The sequence below is a fragment of the Microbacterium sp. genome (genome assembly GCF_035556355.1).
Lineage (GTDB): Bacteria > Actinomycetota > Actinomycetes > Actinomycetales > Microbacteriaceae > Microbacterium.
Genome location: NZ_DATMFG010000045.1, coordinates 56,305 through 76,245, shown reverse-complemented (window position 1 = coordinate 76,245; position 19,941 = coordinate 56,305). Strand labels below are relative to the sequence as shown.

The 19,941-nt window shown below is 70.3% G+C and carries 16 protein-coding genes; 7 read left to right on the top strand and 9 right to left on the bottom strand.

Going from position 1 to position 19,941, the window contains the following annotated elements; translation table 11 throughout:
• The first annotated feature begins 123 nt into the window (after positions 1 to 123).
• Both VNR19_RS13220 and VNR19_RS13215 read left to right on the top strand, forming a co-directional pair.
• The gene (locus VNR19_RS13220; RefSeq protein ID WP_325727476.1) at positions 124 to 732 is read left to right on the top strand and encodes a MarC family protein; all 609 of its coding nucleotides are present in this window, start codon (positions 124 to 126) and stop codon (positions 730 to 732) included.
• 53 nt (positions 733 to 785) lie between these two features.
• Positions 786 to 1,457, top strand: a complete 672-nt coding sequence (locus VNR19_RS13215; protein WP_325031668.1) for a VOC family protein — start codon at positions 786 to 788, stop codon at positions 1,455 to 1,457.
• An 18-nt stretch (positions 1,458 to 1,475) separates the two neighbouring features.
• Here VNR19_RS13215 and VNR19_RS13210 read toward each other — a convergent pair whose 3' ends face one another.
• The gene (locus VNR19_RS13210; RefSeq protein WP_325031669.1) at positions 1,476 to 2,501 is read right to left on the bottom strand and encodes a 1-aminocyclopropane-1-carboxylate deaminase; all 1,026 of its coding nucleotides are present in this window, start codon (positions 2,499 to 2,501) and stop codon (positions 1,476 to 1,478) included.
• 141 nt (positions 2,502 to 2,642) lie between these two features.
• On the opposite strand from VNR19_RS13210, the gene VNR19_RS13205 reads away from it, so the two are divergent.
• Positions 2,643 to 3,302: a GntR family transcriptional regulator gene (locus VNR19_RS13205; protein ID WP_325031670.1), complete on the top strand. Its 660-nt coding sequence runs from the start codon at positions 2,643 to 2,645 to the stop codon at positions 3,300 to 3,302.
• 117 nt (positions 3,303 to 3,419) lie between these two features.
• On the opposite strand, the gene VNR19_RS13200 is transcribed toward VNR19_RS13205, so the two are convergent.
• Entirely contained in the window at positions 3,420 to 4,130 is a 711-nt protein-coding gene (locus VNR19_RS13200; RefSeq protein WP_325727473.1) for an alpha/beta fold hydrolase, read from the bottom strand.
• 185 nt (positions 4,131 to 4,315) lie between these two features.
• Complete coding sequence (locus VNR19_RS13195; protein ID WP_325727471.1) at positions 4,316 to 4,987, bottom strand: GAP family protein; 672 nt, start codon at positions 4,985 to 4,987, stop codon at positions 4,316 to 4,318.
• Between the two features lie 62 nt (positions 4,988 to 5,049).
• Between VNR19_RS13195 and VNR19_RS13190 the strand changes: the two genes are divergently transcribed.
• Positions 5,050 to 5,259 (top strand): hypothetical protein, encoded by a 210-nt coding sequence (locus VNR19_RS13190; protein ID WP_325727469.1) that lies wholly within the window; start codon positions 5,050 to 5,052, stop codon positions 5,257 to 5,259.
• Between the two features lie 10 nt (positions 5,260 to 5,269).
• On the opposite strand, the gene VNR19_RS13185 is transcribed toward VNR19_RS13190, so the two are convergent.
• The 3 genes from VNR19_RS13185 to VNR19_RS13175 all read right to left on the bottom strand — a co-directional run bounded on the left by VNR19_RS13185 (position 5,270) and on the right by VNR19_RS13175 (position 9,140).
• The gene (locus tag VNR19_RS13185) at positions 5,270 to 7,312 is read right to left on the bottom strand and encodes a vWA domain-containing protein (RefSeq protein WP_325727468.1); all 2,043 of its coding nucleotides are present in this window, start codon (positions 7,310 to 7,312) and stop codon (positions 5,270 to 5,272) included.
• Positions 7,313 to 7,351: 39 nt separating this feature from the next.
• Complete coding sequence (locus VNR19_RS13180) at positions 7,352 to 8,740, bottom strand: sigma 54-interacting transcriptional regulator (protein WP_325031675.1); 1,389 nt, start codon at positions 8,738 to 8,740, stop codon at positions 7,352 to 7,354.
• 70 nt (positions 8,741 to 8,810) lie between these two features.
• Entirely contained in the window at positions 8,811 to 9,140 is a 330-nt protein-coding gene (locus tag VNR19_RS13175; RefSeq protein ID WP_325031676.1) for a DUF7882 family protein, read from the bottom strand.
• Positions 9,141 to 9,310: 170 nt separating this feature from the next.
• Here VNR19_RS13175 and VNR19_RS13170 point away from each other — a divergent pair, with 170 nt between their 5' ends.
• The gene (locus VNR19_RS13170) at positions 9,311 to 9,757 is read left to right on the top strand and encodes a MarR family winged helix-turn-helix transcriptional regulator (protein WP_325031677.1); all 447 of its coding nucleotides are present in this window, start codon (positions 9,311 to 9,313) and stop codon (positions 9,755 to 9,757) included.
• A gap of 24 nt (positions 9,758 to 9,781) precedes the next feature.
• Here VNR19_RS13170 and VNR19_RS13165 read toward each other — a convergent pair whose 3' ends face one another.
• The gene (locus VNR19_RS13165) at positions 9,782 to 10,126 is read right to left on the bottom strand and encodes a hypothetical protein (protein ID WP_325031678.1); all 345 of its coding nucleotides are present in this window, start codon (positions 10,124 to 10,126) and stop codon (positions 9,782 to 9,784) included.
• A gap of 109 nt (positions 10,127 to 10,235) precedes the next feature.
• Between VNR19_RS13165 and VNR19_RS13160 the strand changes: the two genes are divergently transcribed.
• Positions 10,236 to 10,661, top strand: a complete 426-nt coding sequence (locus tag VNR19_RS13160) for a CrcB family protein (RefSeq protein ID WP_325727466.1) — start codon at positions 10,236 to 10,238, stop codon at positions 10,659 to 10,661.
• On the top strand, positions 10,658 to 11,029 hold the full coding sequence (locus VNR19_RS13155; RefSeq protein WP_325031680.1) for a fluoride efflux transporter FluC: 372 nt from the start codon (positions 10,658 to 10,660) through the stop codon (positions 11,027 to 11,029). Before VNR19_RS13160 ends, VNR19_RS13155 begins: the two co-directional genes overlap by 4 nt.
• 12 nt (positions 11,030 to 11,041) lie before the next feature.
• Here VNR19_RS13155 and VNR19_RS13150 read toward each other — a convergent pair whose 3' ends face one another.
• Positions 11,042 to 15,904, bottom strand: coding sequence for a hypothetical protein (locus VNR19_RS13150; protein WP_325727464.1), 4,863 nt, complete (start codon positions 15,902 to 15,904; stop codon positions 11,042 to 11,044).
• A 4-nt stretch (positions 15,905 to 15,908) separates the two neighbouring features.
• Positions 15,909 to 19,844, bottom strand: a complete 3,936-nt coding sequence (locus VNR19_RS13145; RefSeq protein ID WP_325727462.1) for a hypothetical protein — start codon at positions 19,842 to 19,844, stop codon at positions 15,909 to 15,911.
• Between the last annotated feature and the right edge of the window lie 97 nt (positions 19,845 to 19,941).

The following is a 19,941-nucleotide window of genomic DNA, read 5'->3' as shown; positions in this document are numbered from 1 at the left end:
CGCCAGTGCCATCCGAACCGCACCCGTTCACACGAACGTGGCGCAGATCATGAGAATATGCATCCGGCAAGGGTGCCGAGGCGTTCCACGCTGGGGCTGTGACCGTCGAGACGGGCAGGGGTAATGGACGAGACGACACTCATCACCGCCGGCGTCGCGCTGTTCACGATCTGCAACCCGATCGGGACGATCCCCGTGTTCCTCAGCGTCACCGCGAACATGGAGCCGGCCAAGCAGCGCCGCATCGCCCTCGTCACGGGTCTCGGCGTCTTCGCGGTCCTCACGCTGTCGCTCATCCTCGGCGCGGTGATCCTGCAGTTCTTCGGGATCAGCGTCGCGTCATTGAAGATCGCCGGATTCCTCTTCGTCGCCACGATCGCGTGGGCGATGCTCACGAAGACGGGTTCGATCCTCCCGACGCAGAACCAGGGTTCGCCCGCGATCGTGCCGCTGGCCATGCCGGTCGTCGCGGGTCCGGGCGCGATCGCGCTCGTCATCGCGTTCGGCAAAGACAACCCGGGCCTCGTGGACTACCTGTGGGGCATCCTCATCATCGCGGTCTCGGCGATCGCGACCGCCGTCATCTTCTTCTTCGCCCCGTACCTCGCGAAGGCGCTGGGCCCTGCGGGCATGGAGATCTTCCAGAAGCTGTTCGGTCTCATCCTGCTCTCGATCTGCGTCGAGCAGATCCTCACGGCGATGCCGCACATCTGGCCGGGGCTCGCGGGCTGACGCGTGTCGGCGCCCCCGAGTAGGGTCGGGCGGCATCGAGCGAAGGAGCTCCCATGGGCGAGTCAGCGAGCCGGTCCGGACTGATCACGGCGGCCGAGTTCCACACGGCACCAGAGGTGTCGGACTGGCGCGGCACAGGAACCGGCCCGCAGGTCATGTACAGGGCGAGTTCCTTGGCGGATGCCGCGCGACTGGTCCCCGCGATCGTCGACGCCGCGGAGCGGTTCAGCATCCTCGCCGACGTCGACCTCCGCCCCGAGGGGGTCGTGGTGCGCGTGCCGTACCGCGATCCCGAAGGCCTCCCTGCGGCGGCACCGAAGTTCGCGGCGGCGGTCTCGGCGGCTGCCGCCGAACTGGGGCTGACGGCCGATCCCTCGCGGGTTCAGTCGGTGGGCATCTACGTCGCCCAGCATTCGCAGACCGACGCCCGGCCGTTCTTCGTCGCCGCGCTGGGATACGAGGACTTCGGCGACACGGATGCCGTCGACCCGCTGCGCTGCGGACCGCAGCTCGCTTTCAACCCGATCTCCGGCGATGTCCCGGGCAGGGGCCGCACGCACTTCGACGTGTACGTGCCCGCCGATCAGGCGCAAGCGCGAGTCGCCGCTGCGCTCGCCGCCGGGGGCCGGCTCGTGGACGACTCGCGCGCGCCGCTGTGGTGGTCGCTCGCGTCGCCCGACAACCACGGGGTCGACATCGCTGCGCACCCCGACCTGCACGACTGACGCCGGCCGCGCCTCCGGTCACGCGTGCGTGAACAGCGCGCTGTACGCGTTGAGCGCGGGCTGTCCGCCGAGGTGCGCGAAGAGCACGGTGCTGTCGCGCGGGATCTCGCCGTTCGTGACGAGCTCGATGAGCCCCGCCATCGACTTCCCCTCGTACACGGGGTCGAGGATCACCCCCTCGAGTCGGCCCGTGAGCCGGATGGCGTCGATCGTCGACTCGACGGGGATGCCGTAGCGGTCGCCGGCCCACTCGGCGCGGAGCACGATCTCGTCGTCGCGCAGCGGCCGGTCGACGCCGATCAGCGCCGCGGTGGCCCGCGCGATGCGCGTGACCTGGTTGCGCGTCTCGTCGATCTTGGCGCTCGCGTCGATTCCGATCACTCGGCGTGGGCGGCCGCCCGCATCCGCGAGCGCAGCGAACCCCGCGATCATGCCCGCGTGGGTGGAGCCCGTGACGGAGCACACGATGATGTGGTCGAAGAACACCCCGAGGTCCTGCTCCTGCTTCTGCACCTCGTAGGCCCAGTTCGCGAAGCCGAGCCCGCCCAGCGGATGGTCGGAGGCGCCGGCCGGGATCGCGTACGGCTTGCCGCCGCGCTCCTCGACGCTCGCGATCGCCTGCTTCCACGACTCCTTGAACCCGATCCCGAAACCGGCGGAGTCGAGTCGCACGTCGGCCCCCATGATGCGGCTCAGCAGGATGTTGCCGACCCGGTCGTTGACGCTGTCGGGCCAGTCGACCCATCTCTCCTGCACGAGCACCGCCGAAAGTCCCAAGTGCGCCGCGACCGCCGCCACCTGCCGGGTGTGGTTCGACTGATACCCGCCGATCGAGACGAGCGTGTCCGCCCCGTGGGCGAGCACGTCCGGGACGATGTACTCGAGCTTGCGGGTCTTGTTGCCGCCGAACGCCAGTCCGGAGTTGACGTCCTCGCGCTTCGCCCAGATCTGCGCGCCGCCGAGGTGCTCGCTGAGGCGTCGGAGAGGATGGACGGGACTCGGCCCGAACGTGAGCGGATAGCGGGGGAAGTCGGCCAGCGGCATGGTCGCCTCGTCTCTAGACTGCGTGCAGTACGCAATATATTACGTCGCCCGGATGCGCGGGCACCGATGGTCCCACGCTGTGAGAGCAGGTCCGGGCGTGGCGGCTTGACGAGCGCACGGGATCGGCATGCAATACATTGCATGCCGATCCCTTCGTCCTCTCCGATGAAAGGCCGCACGCTGCTGCGGGACGACGTGTACCGCCAGCTGCGCGACGCGATCGTCGACGGCACGCTTGCGCCGGGGGAGAGCCTTCGCGACGGCGAGCTCGCCCAGTGGCTCGGAGTCAGCCGGACCCCGGTGCGCGAAGCGCTCCTGCGTCTGAGCGAGAGCGGGCTGGTCGTCGCCCGACCGGGCCGCTCCACCACCGTCGCCGTGGTGGACGAGGAGTCCGTGCGCAACGCGCGCGACGTCGTCGCAGCGATGCAAGCGCTCGCCGCCAGGCTCGGCGTGCCGCGGCTCACGGAGGAGCAGCTTCAGGCGATGCGCGATGCGAACGACCGCTTCACCACGGCCATCGAGGCGGAAGACGCGGAGGCCGCCCTGGCGGCGGATGACGCCTTCCACGATGTGCTCGTCGTCGCAGCCGAGAACCCGGCGATCGTCTCCGTGCTGGAGCAGTACACGCCCGTGGTCCGCCGAGCGGAGACGCTCCGCTTCCTGTCGATCGATCGATTCGCGTCCGCGGAACGTCACGCCCAGCTCATCGACCTGTGCGCGGCCGGCGATGCAGAGGGCGCCTCCCGGCTCGCGTTCCACACGTGGCACAGTCTTCCGGTGGGCGACCCCGGCTCCGATTGAGCCCCTGCCCGCCGGGCCCAGCCGCGAGTGCACGACTTCTCGTCGAGTGAACGGGCAACTCCCGTCGGCAGGGCGTGCGTTCGGCGAGAAGCCGTGCACTGGGCGTGAGGCGGTGCGTCAGCCGACGCCAACGAGGGCGTGCTCCGCGGCCTTGACGATCACATCGGCGACCTCGTCGGAGTGCGAGATGTAGAGCGCGTGGCTCGCGCCGGGCACCACCGTGATCTCGGCGCCGGCGCGGTTCGCCATGTGCAGCAGCATCGCCTGGTCGAACGACTGGTCCTCGCCGGCGATGATCGCCCAACTCGGCTTCGTCCGCCACGCGGCAGCCTTCACGGGCGTGGCGAACACCGACATGTCGATCGGCACCTGCGAGTCGCGAAGGAACGCGGCATCCGCATCGCTCAGGTCGGCGGCGAAGCCGATCTTGAACTTCTCCACGTTGAGGAACCCGAAGCCGTCCTCGACGGTGTGGATCGGGAAGTTCGGCGTCGGGGCGAAGCCCTCGTACTGCTGCGCAGTCGTCTGGCCCTCGTCGGGCGCGAGCGCCGAAACGTAGACGAGGCCGGCGACCTCGGGGTGCGTGCCGGCCTCGGTGATGACCGTACCGCCCCACGAGTGGCCGACGAGGATGGTCGGGCCGTCCTGCAGGTCGAGCACGCGCTGGGTCGCTGCGATGTCGTCCTCGAGCGAGGTGAGCGGGTTCTGGACGATCGAGACCCGGTAGCCGCGGCCGGTGAGGTTGTCGTAGACGCGACGCCATCCGGAGCCGTCGGCGAAAGCGCCGTGAACCAGCACGACGTTCTTGATGCCCTGGTCGTTGCTCATTGTTCTTCTCTCTTCCGATTTGGTGGGGTGATGGTGAACAAGCGGGCTGGTCCGGCGAGCTAGCCTCACCTGCGGGCAATATATTGCATGCAGAACACACGGACAAGAGCATCTATTCCGGGTGGTCACGGCGCGCGCGAGCGCGCGGAATCAGCGGATGCGCCGCGCCCGCGTGCGAGCGATCGTCAGAAGCCGGCGATGCCCTTGCCGATGAGGCTCACGCCGATGACGAGCAGCAGGACGGCCATGATGACCGCGTTCTCCTTCTCGAGCCAGCCGCGAAGGGCATCGAGGGGGTCGCGCAGCTTCGACGCTGCGACGAGGTACCCGACCACAGGCACGAGCACGGTCGAGGCGGCGATCACGGTGAACACCGCGATCACGAGGACGATCTCGCCGACGGCGAGGCCGGCCGAGCCGATGTCGACGCCGGCGCCCGCGCCCATCAGGAGGTTCTTCGGGTTCACCGCGGACAGCACGAATCCGAGCCCGAACGCGACGGGGAACGTCATCTTGTCGATCGCCTGCATCCACTTCGGCATCGCCGGCTCCACGCCCCGCCGCGGCCTCTTGCGCCATTGCCCGACCGCGAGAAGCAGGAGGAGGGCGCCCAGGATGAGCTGGATCGTTCCCTTTGCCGGGTTCGAGGCATCCGAGTCCTGCTCCGGGAGTATCGACGACAGGAGCGTGAAGACGGTGACGGCGACCACGATGCCGAGGACCCAGCCCAGCAGGAAGCCGACACTCGTCACGCGCGCCCTCGGCGAGAGCAGCATGAGGATCGCGGCGATGATCGGGATGGGGCTGATCGCGACGCCGAGTGCGAGGGGAAGGATCTCTCCGATTGCTGCGCCCATGTTCGCTCCTGTCACGCACACTAGCGCGGTCGCGCGGATTCCGTCTGGCATACCCTCGAACCATGGGCGGTGGACCGGAGGGCTTCGAGTACACGGTGCGCGGCGACACCGTCGAGATACGCCACCACGGCCGTCTCGCGACGACGCTGCGGAGGTCGGTTGCCGCGAAGTTCCTCGACGACGTGGAGCGCGTCGATCCTCAGCTCGTGATGGCGCGGGTCACCGGCAACTACAAGCGCGGGAACGAGCGGTCGGCCTCCCACCGCCCCTGACCGGCCGCGGTCACCACCACCACGAGCGGCCGCGCAGCATGTCGCCGAACTCCTCCGGCGTGCCTCGGCCGGTGTGCCGTGAGCCGAGGTAACTGTCGACGACCGCCCGACCGAGGTCGTCGAGCTCGGGCGCGACCACCTGGCCGCCCGCGCGCCGCGCGAGCGCGTCGATGAAGCGTGCCAGACCGGGATCGTCGCCGAGACGGAAGAACGTCGTCTGCGCACCGAGGCGCTGCACCGTGTCGAGCTCACGGACGGTCGCGGCGACCGTGCGGGCCGACGGCGGGTAGGCGAAGTGCGTGCTCCCGTCCTGGTCGAGATGAGAGGTCGGCTCGCCGTCCGTCACGATGAGCAGGACCGGCTGCGCGAGCGGATGCTTGCGGAAATGGCGCCCGGCGAGCATCAGGGCATGGTGCAGGTTCGTGCCCTTGTCCCACACCGCGTCCTTCGCGGTCAGCTGCTCGATGTCGATGACCTCCGCGTATCGCGCGAACGAGATGAGCTGGAGCGTGTCGCCGCGGAACCGCGTCGAGATGAGGTGGTGGAGCGCGAGCGCGGTGCGCTTCATGGGCACCCAGCGGCCGTCCATCGCCATGGAGAACGATGTGTCGACGAGCAGCGCGACCGCCGCCTGTGTGCGCTGCTCGGTCTCGACGACCTCGACGTCGCTCGTGTCGAGCCGGACTCCGCCCGACGGGTCGCCGCCGTCGGCCACGGTCCGCAGCACCGCGTTCGAGATCGTGCGGGGGATGTCCCACGGCTCGGTGTCGCCGAACGCCCACTCGCGTGTCGCCCCCGTGCGGTCGCCGGCCGCTCCCGCGTGCCGGGTCTCGCGGCGTCCTGTGCGGCCGGTGCTGCGCGTCGCGACATCGCGCAGCAGCGCGCGCCCGAGCTGGCGCATCGCGCGCGGCGTGAGCCGGAGCGACCCGTCCGACGCGCGCTGCACCATGCCGGTGTCTGTCAGCTCCTGCTCGAGGTCGCGGAGCGTGCGGGCGTCGACCGCCGCGTCCTCGCCGAAGAGGCGCTCGAGCGCGTCGAGGTCGATGTCGTCCATACGCGCGCCGGGGTACGCCTGGGAGAGCTGATCGGTGAGCGAGTCGAGGTCCGACAGGTCCTGCATGAGGCCCGTCGCCTCCCCGAGCCCGACGGGCTCCTCGCCCGAGAACGACGCCGAGCCCGTCCAGTCCTCACTCGGCCGCAGGGAGCGCAGGTTGTCGTCGAGGCGCGCGAGCGAGCGCATGAGGTCGGGTGAGCCGAACGCCTGCTGCGAGAGGTCGATCAGTTCCTCACGCTGCTCCGGCGTCATCGAGTTGAGCATGCGCTGCGCCGCCGCCGAACGCTCGGCGAGCGCGTCGAGCAGTTCGTCGAGGTTCTTCGGATGCTCCGGGAACCGGTCCCCGTGTTTGCGCATGAACTCGTCGAAGTCCTCCTGCGTGTCCTCGCCGAGACGCCGCTTCTCGAGCAGGTCGTTGAGGTCGTTGAGCATGTCGCGGATCGCCTGCCGGTCGGCATCCGTCGCGTTCTCCAGCGCGTTCTTGAGCCCGGCGAACCGCTGGTCCAGCAGCTCACGGCCGAGAAGATCGCGGATGCGGTCGTAGTCCGCCCGGGCGCTCGGGCTCTGCCACTCGTAATCGGCGAGCTCGGTCACGGCCGCCGCCGTGCTCGCGGGCAGGTTCTCGAGTCTCATCTCGGAGAACGCCCGCACCTCGTCATCGAGATCCACGTCCTTCACGAGGTGCTTGCGCTCCTCGAGCACCGCGCGGTCCAGCAGCTCGCGGACCTCGTCGAGTGTGCCGTCGAGCCGGTGCCTGCGCACGAGCTCGGCGCGCCGCTCGCGCACGCGCCGCGCGAGGTCGTCGAGCCCCTGCTGGTCGCGGCTTCCGCGTCGCAGGTACTCGCGCACCGCGCGCTCGACCGATGTGCCCGACATGACGTCTTGGCCGATCGCCTCCAGCGCCTCCCGCACGCGCACCGGCGGGGCGAGCGGATCGCCACCCGTATAGCGCCCGTAGCGCGCGGTGTGCGCGGGCACGCGGTGGAAGCTCCGCACCATCAGCGGAGCCTTCCGAGGGGCGCGGTGCGCGGCATCCGGTCATCCATACACGGTCTCTCCTGCGACGGTGTCCTTGCCGATGCGACGCTCGAGGTAGAGCGACTCGAGCAGCAGCTCCATCGCGCCGGCGCGTTCGCTCGGGGTGTTCGCACCGAGGCGTCGCGCGGCTTCGTCGTACAGGTCGGATTCGCCGAGCACGGGCATCGCTGCGAGCACGTCCGCCGCCGAGACCTGCTCACCGGTCATGACTGTGACGCCCTCGCGCAGCGCCTCGACGAGCACGGTCGAGTCGAGACCGCGGAAGTACGAGCGGGCGGTGTCGGCGATCGCGGTGCGCAGAAGATGCTCGAGGATCGCGTGCTCGCGACCCTCCTCACCGGTCTCGAACTCGATCTTGCCGCCGAGCACGTCGACCGCGGTCTCGAGGTCGACCGGGCGCGCGACCGCGACCTCTTCGCGTTGCCGGGTCGCGCGGTGCAGCGCGGCCGCGGCGATCGTCTCGGCGCCGGCGATCGCGAAGCGCGCCGAAACACCGGCACGCTGGTCGACGGCCTCGGATTCGCGCAGGTTGCGCGTGAAGCGGGCAAGCACCTCGAGCAGGTACTCGGGCACCTCGGCGACGAGGTCGGCCTCCTGCCGGATGACCGCGATCTCCTCGGCGATCGTGAGCGGGTAGTGCGTGCGGATCTCGGCGCCGAAGCGGTCCTGCAGCGGCGTGATGATGCGTCCGCGGTTCGTGTAGTCCTCGGGGTTCGCCGTCGCGACGACGAGCACGTCGAGGTCGAGGCGCAGGAGGTACCCGCGGATCTGGATGTCGCGCTCCTCCATGACGTTCAGCAGCGACACCTGGATGCGCTCGGCGAGGTCGGGCAGCTCGTTGATCGCGACGATGCCGCGGTGGCTGCGCGGCACGAGGCCGTAGTGGATCGTCTCGGGATCGCCGAGCGATCGCCCTTCGGCGACCTTGATCGGATCGATGTCGCCGATCAGGTCGGCGACGGACGTGTCAGGAGTCGCGAGCTTCTCCGCGTAGCGCTCCGAGCGATGCTTCCAGGCGACCGGCAGGTCATCGCCGAGCTCGGCGGCCCGGCGGATCGAGACGGGTGTGATGGGGTGGAACGGATGCTCGCCGAGCTCCGAGCCCTCGATGACGGGCGACCACTCGTCCAGGAGCCCCACGAGGCTGCGCAACAGGCGCGTCTTGCCCTGACCGCGTTCGCCGAGGAGCACGATGTCGTGCCCGGCGAGGATCGCGCGTTCGAGCTGCGGGATGACCGTCGCGTCGAAGCCGTGGATGCCCGGCCACGGATCCCGCCCCTCGGCGAGCGCGGCGAGCAGGTTCTCGCGCAGCTCCTCGCGCAACGGGCGGAACGTGTGCCCTGACTCGCGCAGCTGTCCGGTCGTGGTGATCGCGGAAGGCGACGTCATGACCAGAGATTAGGTCGCCCGGAGGACATGAGGGGCCGAATCGGCGAAATCCTCATGGATCCGCGCGGGATCAGGAGATGCGGACCAGTCCCGCCTCCTCGACCCACGAGTCGACGTCGACGTTGAGTCCCCCAGAGGAGTTGGCCTGGTTGACGAAGTCCTGCAGGGCCGAAGCTCGAAGCTGCTCGGGGTCGGGCGTATCGAACACGAAGCGCAGCGGGATGGAGGGCTGCAGCCAGATGGCGGATCGGCCGGGCTGGCCGGTGCCCTCGTGGCGCCATGCGAGGGTGAAGCTCTCGCCGCGGCGCAGCTTGGTCGTGATGACCACCTTGAGGTGGGCCAGAAGACTGTCGGGAATCTCGATCGGCTCGCTCGTGCTGCCGTAGTACAGGTGCCCCATGTTCACTCCTTGATCGGCCTGAATGCGATGGGGCGACGCCGTGTGCGTCGAACTCGTCCAGGACCTCTCACACTAGCAGGTATTTCACTCATCTAGGTAAATGAGCTAAATCTTCACTGAATTAACTTCAACCGCTACACTGATCGAGATACCAAGCCGAGGAGTTATCCGTGACAACCGGACGAACGAGCCGATCGAAGGTGCGCGCGGCCCTGCTCGCCTACGTGCAGGCGCGTTCCGACGCGCTCTCGCGCGCGCGCCGCGAGCTGGGCATCGGCGAGGGCGACGCGAAGGCGCTCCTGCACATCGCGGCGAATCCCGGCATCCGTCCGTCGCAACTCCGCGATCACCTCGGGATCACGTCGCCGGGAGTCACCGCGCTCATCGACCGTCTCGTCGAACGGGGCATCGTGCGTCGCGACCTCGACCCCCACGATCGGCGCGTGAACCGCATCAGCGTGACCGTAGACCTCGCCGAGGAGCCCTGGGCGGGCCTGACGCGGTTCGACACCGCGTTCGACGACGTCGTCTCGGCCGGCGACGAAGAGGAGGCGGCGCGCTTCGCGGAGCTGCTCGAGTCGTGGACCGCGTCGACGAACGGCAGTCGGGTCGCCTGAGTCCCGCGGACTCGAGCCGATGCTTCAGGGCGCGTCGGTGCCGACGAACGAGGCCGACTTCGCCTGGAGGAACGTGCAGAGCGCGGACAGGACCTGGAGCTCGTTCGACAGCTCCATCACCGCCGCCGCGTCCAGACTGATCGACTCGTCGCGCGGCTCCATCGTGACCACCCATCGCGGGGAGTACGGAGCGTCGGGGTGCACGTAGATCGACGTCGACGCGTTCGCGAGCTGCATCCCGACGAGGCCGGTGTTCGCCCCGTCCTCGCCGTCCTGCTGCATGACCTTGACCGAGCCGGCGATCGTGTACCCCAGCGAGCGGAACTCGCCCAGCCACTCCTCGAGGGTCTCCTTGCTTCGGAAGGGCATCGCGCGACTCTTTCTCGACGGCACGGGCGACCGTCCTGAGCCAAATGTAGGCGCTCGTCCGCGATTCGCCTACCGTCGTCTCACGCGTGTGATGCGGCAGAGTGGTGCTGTGCGCTTCGTCGGTCTGGCTCTTCTCGTCGCCGTCGGCGCGACGGTCGGCACGCTCCTCCGGGCCTCGATCGAGCTCGTGTTCCCGCACGCGCCGGGGGAGTGGCCGTGGGCGACGTTCGCGATCAACATCCTCGGGAGCCTCGCGCTGGGCGCGCTCATCGAGGCACTGGCGCTGCGCGGTCCCGATACCGGGAGACGGCGGATGCTGCGCCTCGGCGTGGGCACGGGCGTGGTCGGGGGCTTCACGACCTACAGCACGTTCGTCGTCGAGATCGACCGGCTCGCGACCGCGGGCGCCGTGTCGATGGCGCTCGTGTACACGCTCGCGAGCGTCGTGCTGGGCGTCGTCGCCGCGGCGATCGGCGCGGGGGTCGCGGCATCCGTCTTCGGTCGTCGTGAACCAGAGGGGGAGGGCGCCGCATGATCCTCGTGCTGACGGCGCTCGCGGGCGGTCTGGGCGGGGCGCTGCGGTTCCTCGTCGACACCGGTGTGGGGCGTGTGAATCGCACGTCGGTGCCGCTCGGGACGATCGTCGTCAACGCGACGGCGTGCTTCGCGCTGGGTCTCGTGACGGCGTCCGCGTCGGCGCACTTCGGAGCGGACGACGTGCGGTCGATCCTCGGGGTCGGGCTCCTCGGCGGCTACTCCACCTTCAGCACGGCGTCGGTCGAGGCGCTCGGTCTGCTGCGCAAGGGGCGCTGGCTCGCGGCGATCGCGCACGCAGGCGGCATGCTCGTCGCGAGCATCGGCGCTTCGGTGCTCGGCCTGCTCGCGGGCGCCCTCATCCCGTGAGCGCGGTGCCGGTCAGAGGTAGATCTCGTCCGCGAACACGAGCCGCTGCTCCCACACGGGAGGCGGTGCGGCCGTGCCGACCGGGGAGTCGGCGAGGGGATCGCCGGGGAACCTCTCCCATTCCTCGACCGTGACCCGCCAGCCGGATGCCTCGGGCCCCGGCCGTCGCAGCGGGATCTCCTCGTCGTCCGAACCGAGGGTCGTGCCCCATGCGATGAGGTGCTCCGCCGGCTGGTAGTTCGCCACGACGAGCCTGCGCGTGTCGACGGTGATCCACCCCAGGTCGCCCGGCATCCCGGGGTCTGCCCTCTGCAGTCGCGCGACGACGAGCCTGCCCAGCTCGATCGATGCGAGGTCGGCGGCGACCGGGTCGTGCGCCGGTCCATGCCGCACCGGCACGGGACCGCTCACCACGACGCGCACCTCGTGCTCGTCGAGCCGGCTCACCAGGGCTGTGCGCTCGGGCGGAACCTGCACGTAGTCCGTCGACACGGGGCTCGAGAGCTCCAGGCCGGGGACGCTCTCGGGCTGATACCGCGCCACGGCGAGCCGCAGGAACGGCCACGACACGGCGCCCGGGTTGAGCGCGACGTCGACGTACCAGAGCCTGCGCTCGGGGTTGTACTGCGGGCGATAGGCGAGCACCGACGCCGTGTACGTCTTCGTGTCGCCGGCAGCGGTCGGCAGCGGCAGACCGGTCTCGGCGCCGACGGGCTCGCCGGGGGTCCACACGTCATCGACCCCGGCGACGCGCCAGAAGTCGACGAGCGTGAGGGGCGAGAGGTGCGGGTTGTCCCACGTCGCGCCGATCCAGATCGGGTCCTGCGCGTAGAGCGTGTACGGTCCGGCGGCCGGTGACGTGCCCAGCAGCACGGCGAGCAGCTCGCCCTCGCCCGACGAGAACCACGGGCGCTCGAGGTAGATGCGCACGCCCGCGCGGCGGGTGTGGCGCTCCGCGATGGGCTGTCCGGGATGGACCGTCCCCGCGTCGTCGGCGGGCGGGGCCGCGGCATCCGGATCATCGTGCGACCAGCGGAACAGCGGGACGACCGAGTGCACGACCGGCGGCTCGGGACGCGCCGAGGACGGCACCGACAGCCGCAACGTCTCGCTCACGACGCTCGACCCGTCGTCGAACTCCGCCGCCCCGTCGGCCGGCGTCAGCAGCGACGGCGGGAAGTGCTCGCGGAACCGCGTCGACGCGCGGAGGCGATAGTCGACCATGCGGTGCTTCGTGTCGCCGAACTCGTGGCGCGTGCCGTGGATGCGGATGCTCGGATCCGCGGGCCAGTCGAGATCGCCGGAGGGCAGGAAGTCCTGCGCGAACAGCACACCCAGCCGCTCGTTCTCGGACACGCGCGTCGTGCATGCGGTGCCGCGGCTCGCGCGCTCCTCCCAGACCGGGAGGCCCACGTCGTCGACGGGCTCGGACCACGACGCCTCGATCGTGAGCTGCTCCGTGCTCGGGCCGTGCACGTGCACCCCGCCGAAGAAGCTCGCATACGTGGCGGACGCGGAGCGGACGGAGCGGACGTTGACCGGCCGTGGCGCCCGCACCGGCCGCGGCACGGCGTGCACGAGGAGTACGTTCTCCTTCGGCGTGAGCGACCACAGGTAGCCGTCGCGCGCGGCCTCGCGCACGATCTCGAGCCCCTGGATCACAGCAGGGAGGCTCCGCCACATGCCGAGCACGTCGAGCGCGGCGGGGCGCGGGCAGCTCGAGAGCCGGAACCGCTGGATGGTGCCGGCGGGCAGCGCGATGTCGATGACGCGGTCCTCGACCTCGGCTCGCGGCGTCGGCCCGTCGGTCAGCGTGAGGCGATACGGATGCACCACCGGCCAGCCCCGCGCGTCGACCTCGTAGTCGGCGGTGAAGCCTTCGATCCCGAACGGCAGCGGCAGGGCGGGGCTGGTGGTGGCGTCGGGGAACACGAGCGACACACCGCGCGCGAGCGGATCCGGCAGGTACGGCACGATCATGTCGTCGACGTCGTGCACGACGTACTGCCCGGCCGGCGGCGACTCGCCCTGTGGGAGCGGCAGCGTCACGATGTCGCTCGGGTCGACGCCGGGGTCGTGCACGAGCGCGACGCCCGGCACGGGGATCCTGGCCCCGGGGTTGTCGAGGTCGGCGACGTCGATGTCGGTGAGCGCGCCGTTCTCGCGGAGCGCGACGCCGAGGGCCGCCTTGAGCCCCGCGGCCGACCCGTCGCCCACGAGCGCGTCGAATGCCCCGTGGTGCTCCGCCTGGAGCTGGCCGACCTTGGGCGGCACGAGGTGGCGCTGCCCCACCGCCTGGAACGCCGAATCGGGGTTGTCCGCGAGCACCGCCGTCCGGTATTCCTGGGGGTCTGTCACCGTGACATCCAGCGTGTCGGGGTCCTGTGTCACGCCGCTGCGGATGACGACGACGCGCTGCGATTCGCCCTCGCTGTAACGGGCGCGCGGCACGAGCGTCGGGGGCGGCACGGGGTCCCACCTCAGGAACGGCCGCGGGGCCGTGATGGTCTTGAGCGCCTCGAGCACCACCGCAGCCGTGATGCCGCTGGGGGTGAGCGTCGCCGTCGCGCGCCCGAGCTGCCCTGCGACGGCAGGCAGGAGCGTGTCGGCGTCGAGCGAGGCCGTGACGCCGAACGCGGCTCCCTTCGTCGAGGTGAGGGCGGACCGCATCGCCTGCGTGACCGCGGATGCCCGAGACGGCGTCGCCGTCGCGAGGGCGTCGCCCGACAGGGCCGCGCCGACATCGGTCCGGCCGAGCACGTTCGCGATCTCGGACCGCAGCGCCGCCTGCTCCTTGCGTCCGAGGGTCGGCGCGGCGCGTTCCGGCACGACGGGCCGAGGGTCTTCGACGGCCTCCACCGCGGCGTCGCGCAGCACTTCGGCGACGGGCCCGAGGCGTCCGAGTCCCGCCGCGGCCTCCCACCGCACGGAGTCCCGCTTCACGTTCGTCTCGACGGCCTTGCGCAGTCGGTCCTGGAGCTCGACCGGGACCTCGACGCGTCCGAGGCCCGCGCGCAGCCGTGCGACGGCGGCGGCGTCGAGGCGTCCGACGGCTCCCGCGCGGGTGACGCCGCGGCCTGGCTGGGCGCCGCCCGGCGTCATCGGGCCCCCGCTGTCACCGGGTGCCGACGGACCGGATGTCGCGGGAGCGGGCGGTCGCACATTGCCCGCGAGGTCGACGAGCCACGCGCGGAACGAGTAGTCGCGCCCGTACCGCAGTCGCGGCAGCGAGTTCGGCACGATCGTGTGAGTGAACCCGATGGGGTTCGTCGCGTCGACGGGCACCGCGGTCGGCGGCGGCTCGACGATCTCCTCGAGCTTCTGCGATCCGTCGGGCTGGGTGACCAGCTCGCTGCGCACGCGCTTGCCGGGCTTCGGCACCGACAGGCTCCACCCCTCCCAGCCGAACACCGCCTCGTGCACGTTGACCGGCGGCGGTTCGACCGGCTCGCCGACGGGGACGGACTGCTCGGCGGGCGCGCCCTGCGCGAAGCCGTGCCCCTCGCCGAGGTCGAGCGGCTTGCTGAGGCCCACGATCTCGGCGACGGTGTGGCGCTCGTGCACCGAGCGCCACTCGCCGTCGGTCGCGTCGAACACCTCGACACGGATGCCGCGGGCCACGTCCTCGCTCGTGAGGAGCATGCCGCCGCCGCGCGGCGGCGTGGACGTGCCGAACTGCTGCTCGAGCTTCTCCTGTCGTCCGAGCCGGTCGAAGAGGATCTTCGCCTGCGCCTTCCGTGCGATCGTGAACCCCGGCGACCGCAGTCCCGGCGACGCGGCGTCGACCGGCTCGCGGTTCGCCTGCCGCAGCATGAGGCGCGGCAGCACGCGGAGGTACTGCTCGGTCTTGATGGCGGTGCCGTCGGCATCCGTGTCGAGCACCGCGAAGCGGTCGGTGTCACCGAGCGCCATCGCGCCCTTGATCCACTCCGGTGTCGCGGGCACGGTCACGAGCGCGCCGTCGGCGACGGCCTCGCACTGCACGCGGGGGGCGCCCGACGCGACCGTGCGGCCGTCGCGCTCGACCGACACCTTCGCGCTGAGCCACTGCGACTTCTTGAGCCGGTTGACGTCCTCGACGACGAGGTCGATCACGAGCCCGAGCGTGCGCAGCAGCGCCGGGTGATCGCCGACCGTGGCGATGCGCTCGTGGAACTCGGGCTCCTTCGGCTTGAGCGGGTCGGGGGGTGGGGCATCCGGCTCGGCCTTGTAGTCCGTCTTCGACTCGGGCCGGTCGTAGTAGCGCCGCACCTCGTGCAGCGACGCGAGCACGCCGTACATGCCCGTCGGCGTCCCCGTCGAGGGGATCGGCCTCGGGCCCTTGCGGTCGCTGCCCGTCTCGCCGATCTCACGGTCGAAGATCTCCGTCCATCGCTCGTCATCGACCTCGCTGATGCCCTGGCGACCGGTCAGGATCTTGAACTCGCGGAGCGTCGCCACCAAGAGCTGCCCGAGCGCGTGCGAGCCGGGTGCGGGCGGGTCGACGGCGGAGGTGACCGACGTCAGCAGGCCCACGAACTTGCCCGTGTCGTGCACGAACTGCGCGTCGAACGAACGCCAGCGCCGGTCGGCGAGCGGCGGCACCCTGTTCGAACGCACGGGAGTCGTGTCGGGGAACAGCGCGTCCCACACGGCAGGGTCGACGGGGTCGAGGATCGGCGTGCACGGTATGGAGCCGGTGTCGTCGCGCAGTTCGACCGTCAAGGACTCGCGCACGGCGTTCGCCCAATGCGGGAAGACCGCGAAATCCGACAGGATCGCGTCGGAGCCGGTGTCGCCCGCGAGCTTCGGTGTGATGAACACCGAGACGTGGAACCCGTCGGTCTTGCGTGCGGAGTAGGGGAGTGCGAGCGAGATCAAGTGCTCCGTGACCATGACGTCACGCTCCTTCCAGCGCGAACGCGCGCCAGTACTCGTCCCACGCGGGAGAGGTGTTGTCGGGTTCGAGCAGCTGGTCTCTGAGCGACGGATCGCCCTTCGAGCCTGCGAACTGCCGCGTGCACTCGATCGTGACGCTGCCCGAGAAGAACAGCACCGAGATCTCGATCGTGAGTCGCGCGGTGCCGATCATCTTGCCCGAGTCGAAGTGGTACGTGAGTTCGAGGTACAGCTCGATCGAGGCCGAGATGAGCCCCAGCACATCGACCTCGCCGCGTAGGCGGAAGTACCCGGTGAGCTGGCCCTTCTCGGCTTCGAGACGCATGTAGACGCCGAGGGTCGCCGAGATCGAGCCGGATGCCACGCCGAAGTCCACCGCGAGCATGACGCCTGCCTCGAGCCCGAGCTCGAGCACAGTGAGCCCCTTCGGGTTGAGGCGGAACAGGAACCAGCCGCCTCCGCCGATGCACATGACCGACAGGTTGAACGGACGCTCGCGCGTGCAGAAGTTGAACCCGAAGCTCAGCGCCTCGCCGAGGAACGGCACCTGCACGTCGGCGCCGAGCGAGATGTTCGACAGGTTGAAGACGCCGACCGAGACGCTCGGGATCGGCAGCGTGAACCCCGCCTGCAGGCCCGACGAGTCGACCTCGAGGAAGGGCGGGTCGCTGAATCCGTCGAGCGGGATGAAGTCCTTCAGCACCTCGACGAAGCTCAGCACTCCCAAGAAGGTGAGCTCGCCGAGATTGACGTCGACCTCGGCCTTGCCGTCGGTGCCCGCGATGAACGAGATGTTCTCGAACGGGATGCGCACGAGCGGCGCCGCCGAGCCCTGACCCGGCTTGCCGAACAAGTGCAGCGTGAGCCCGCGGATCTCCGCCATCGCGCGCACCGCGGCGTCGCCCGTCCCCGACACGCGCCCCTCGACGGCGAGCGTGAAGCCGTCGGGCGGCAGCTCGATGAGCGTGAAGCCCGCGCTCGGCCAGTGCGTGAACAGCTTCGGATGGAAGTCGTATCGGAACGACGCCTCGAGCCGGCCGGGCTCGAGCGTCTCGAGCAGCCGCGTGAGCTGGCCGATCATGTCGGTCGCACGCGCGGCGGTGTTGATCGCCGATACGAGACCGGCGAGCGTCGTGCGGACGACGGGAGGAATGAGCGGATGCGTCGTCGGCACCGCCGCGACGGCATCCGCCACGTCTTCGAACGCGTCCGCGAGCTTCTGGATCCGCGTGCCGACCGGGTCGGCGTTCGTCGGGCTCAGGAGGTCGCCGATCGCCGAGAACACATCCTCGATGGGCGTGAGCGCGGACTGGGCGGCGTTCGCGGCATCCGCCGGCGCCGTCGCCATGACGTCCTGCAGTGTGCGGATCAGCTTCTCGATGTCGTCGACGAGCTTCGTGACGGCCTCGATCGCCTCGCTCGCGAGGCTCGGCATGTTCGCGAGATCGGTGACGTTCTCGATGAGCTCCCACAGGTCGACGAGTCCGAACAGCTTGGGGAACGCGCCCTTGAAGAACTCCTCCGGGTCGAACTGGAGGTTCTCCATGTTCGCGGGGTCGCCGACGGCGCCCGTGAGCGTCGACAGACCGCGGATCGGCAGGTCGGGGGTCACGAACCCGCCCGCGCGGTCGCTTCCCGCCGACGGTGTCCCGAACGACACGGAGGGAAGCGACACGGTCTGGTCGAGCGCCGCCTGCGCCGAGGTCTTCGCCTCGGGCAGCAGCACGTTCGCCCACAGCTGCCCTCGGTTGGCGTCGCCGACCTTCTCGCCGAGTCCGTTCGCGAGGTAGGTCTGGTTGTAGACGATGCGGATCGGGCCGACGTTCGACAGCCGGCGCGCGGCCTCCATCACGACGTCCGCCGAGCTCAGGAACGGCGTCGACTCGCCGCGCGCGGCGCGCCCGCGGAACCGCAGCACCTGCGTCTCGGTGATCGAATCGCCGGCCTTGGACCGCGGTGTGAAGGCGAACCGCTGCCCATTCGCGGGGACGACCCGCTTCGCGTCGCCGTCGTACTCCGCGTCGACCTGGTTCGGCTTGTCGAAGTGCTCCGCGACCCACAGCAGCGGCGCGCGCAGGCTTCCCGGACGGTCGTCCTTGTCCCACACGTCGAGGTCGAACACGAAGAACGATCCATCGCCGAGCTGCGGCCAGAAGTACGTCTGGCTGCTGTACGGGTCGTTCGCGACGGCATCCGGATCGGCCAGCGGTGGTGTCGTCGTCGGGCGGACGTCGATGCGCTTGAAAGGCCAGTCCGGGGCCGTGTACGGGCGGCTCGGCTCGCTCACGACGAGGAACTTGATCTGGTACAGGCTCGCGACGGCGGGGTTCTGCGTGACGCGGCGCTCGGTGATCTTCACGAGGGCGGCCGGATGCCCCAGCGGATAGAGGTACCCGGGGTAGACGACGCGCACCCACTGGTCGCGTCCGAGCGGGGCGATGTGGTCCCACGCGAGCACCGACGGCATGCCCGGATTCAGGTTGGAGTACTCCTTCGTGTACCAGGCGCCGTGCAGGTCGAGGTACGCGCCGAGCGACGACAGCCACAGCTTGTCGACGCGCACGGGACGCACCGAGCGCTCGTCCCTGATGCCCGGCCAGCGCTCGGAGGTCTGGCGCACGATTCGGTGTCGGTCGGCGCGGTTGAGCGAACCGCGGAACGGCTGGTCTGCGGTGCCCTGCGGCGTCGAGAGGGGGTGGGTGAGGTCGCTGTCCTCGTTCTTGCGCCACACGCTCGACGTCAATCCGTCGCGGTCGCGCGTCCAGATCGCGCGGACGATGCGGCGGTCGTTGTCGTTGCGCTCGGTCGTGGCGCCCGAAGAGGTCGCCTGACCGAGGCGGCTATGCCACAGCTCGACGTTCCGGGCGGTGTCATCGGATGCCACGGGCGCTTCCGCGTGCACCCACCGGCCCTCGCTCGACGGGGAGATGACGAGGCGGTAGGGCGCCTCGATCGCGGTCTGCTCGTCGGTCGGCGGGCTCGAGTAGGTGCCGCGATCGGGGAGCACGACGATCGGCGGCCGGTCGAGGATGTCGCGCAGCGGCCCCGGGATCTCGGCTCGCGCGCCGAGCGAGGCGCCGGCCGCGAGCGACAGCCGCGCGGAGTCGACATGCACGTCGCGAAGGTTCTGCGCGAAGCGGAGCGCTCCACCCGGCGTCGACGCGTCGGGAGGCGGCTGCGTGCGTCGGTCGGCCGCGGTCGGTCGTTCGAGCCGGATCCGCGTGGCCGTGTACCGCGCGATGAGGTTCGGTGCGATCCACACGAACGTGAGCGCGTCGGTCGAGTCGTCGATCGTGCCGCTCTTGCCAGGCGGCTCCGCGTTCGGATGCAGCACCGGCGTCAGCTCGGTCATCGCGCGCAGGATGCCGGCGCGGGTGAACTCGATCCTGTCGTTCCCGCCGATCGCGAAGACGAGCCGACTCGCGCGCGCCGGTCGGTAGCCGACGGGCATCGAGGGTGGGGCGTTGTCCGACACGGTCGCCGCCGGCTGGCTCGGCGGCGTGGTCGTCGTCTGGGTCGGATCGATCGGGTCGGGGTAGATCGGCTTTCCCTGCGAGCCGGTGTCTGTGACGTACTGCGCCTGCTCGTGGGCGTGCTGGTACGGGAACATCACCACCATCAGGTGCGCGCCCGACGCGCTGTTCCGCCGCACGGACGGCGGCGCGCCGCTGTCGTCGGTCTCCAGCCGAGCCCCGAAGAAGTCGACCTGCAGCGCGACGAGGTCGCGCCCGCGTACGACGTCGACGGAGATGTCGGGTCGGCGCGGTGCGTCGCGCCATGGCGGCAGCGTCAGCCGCTCCTCATCCGGCAGGAAGCGCCAGCCCGCGTGGAAGCGCACTGACGGGTCGGTGCGGACGATCCGTGTCGCCCGGTCGCGCGCGATGTCCCCGATGCGATCCTTCTCGGCCATCTCGATTCCCCGATTCGTCGACAGCATCGTCGTTCTCGTCGGGTACTCATCGGGTGGGGATGAGCGGGAACGGCGCTCACGATACTCCGCCGCGCGCGTGCGCGACAGGTCCCGTGAGCGCCGT

Excerpts from the sequence above, each read along its gene's own strand:
- VNR19_RS13220 (WP_325727476.1), top strand. The coding sequence starts at position 124 with ATGGACGAGACGACACTCATCACCGCCGGCGTCGCGCTGTTCACGATC.
- VNR19_RS13215 (WP_325031668.1), top strand. The coding sequence starts at position 786 with ATGGGCGAGTCAGCGAGCCGGTCCGGACTGATCACGGCGGCCGAGTTC.
- VNR19_RS13210 (WP_325031669.1), bottom strand. The coding sequence starts at position 2,501 with ATGCCGCTGGCCGACTTCCCCCGCTATCCGCTCACGTTCGGGCCGAGT.
- VNR19_RS13205 (WP_325031670.1), top strand. The coding sequence starts at position 2,643 with ATGCCGATCCCTTCGTCCTCTCCGATGAAAGGCCGCACGCTGCTGCGG.
- VNR19_RS13200 (WP_325727473.1), bottom strand. The coding sequence starts at position 4,130 with ATGAGCAACGACCAGGGCATCAAGAACGTCGTGCTGGTTCACGGCGCT.
- VNR19_RS13195 (WP_325727471.1), bottom strand. The coding sequence starts at position 4,987 with ATGGGCGCAGCAATCGGAGAGATCCTTCCCCTCGCACTCGGCGTCGCG.
- VNR19_RS13190 (WP_325727469.1), top strand. The coding sequence starts at position 5,050 with ATGGGCGGTGGACCGGAGGGCTTCGAGTACACGGTGCGCGGCGACACC.
- VNR19_RS13185 (WP_325727468.1), bottom strand. The coding sequence starts at position 7,312 with ATGGTGCGGAGCTTCCACCGCGTGCCCGCGCACACCGCGCGCTACGGG.
- VNR19_RS13180 (WP_325031675.1), bottom strand. The coding sequence starts at position 8,740 with ATGACGTCGCCTTCCGCGATCACCACGACCGGACAGCTGCGCGAGTCA.
- VNR19_RS13175 (WP_325031676.1), bottom strand. The coding sequence starts at position 9,140 with ATGGGGCACCTGTACTACGGCAGCACGAGCGAGCCGATCGAGATTCCC.
- VNR19_RS13165 (WP_325031678.1), bottom strand. The coding sequence starts at position 10,126 with ATGCCCTTCCGAAGCAAGGAGACCCTCGAGGAGTGGCTGGGCGAGTTC.
- VNR19_RS13155 (WP_325031680.1), top strand. The coding sequence starts at position 10,658 with ATGATCCTCGTGCTGACGGCGCTCGCGGGCGGTCTGGGCGGGGCGCTG.
- VNR19_RS13150 (WP_325727464.1), bottom strand. The coding sequence starts at position 15,904 with ATGGTCACGGAGCACTTGATCTCGCTCGCACTCCCCTACTCCGCACGC.
- VNR19_RS13145 (WP_325727462.1), bottom strand. The coding sequence starts at position 19,844 with ATGCTGTCGACGAATCGGGGAATCGAGATGGCCGAGAAGGATCGCATC.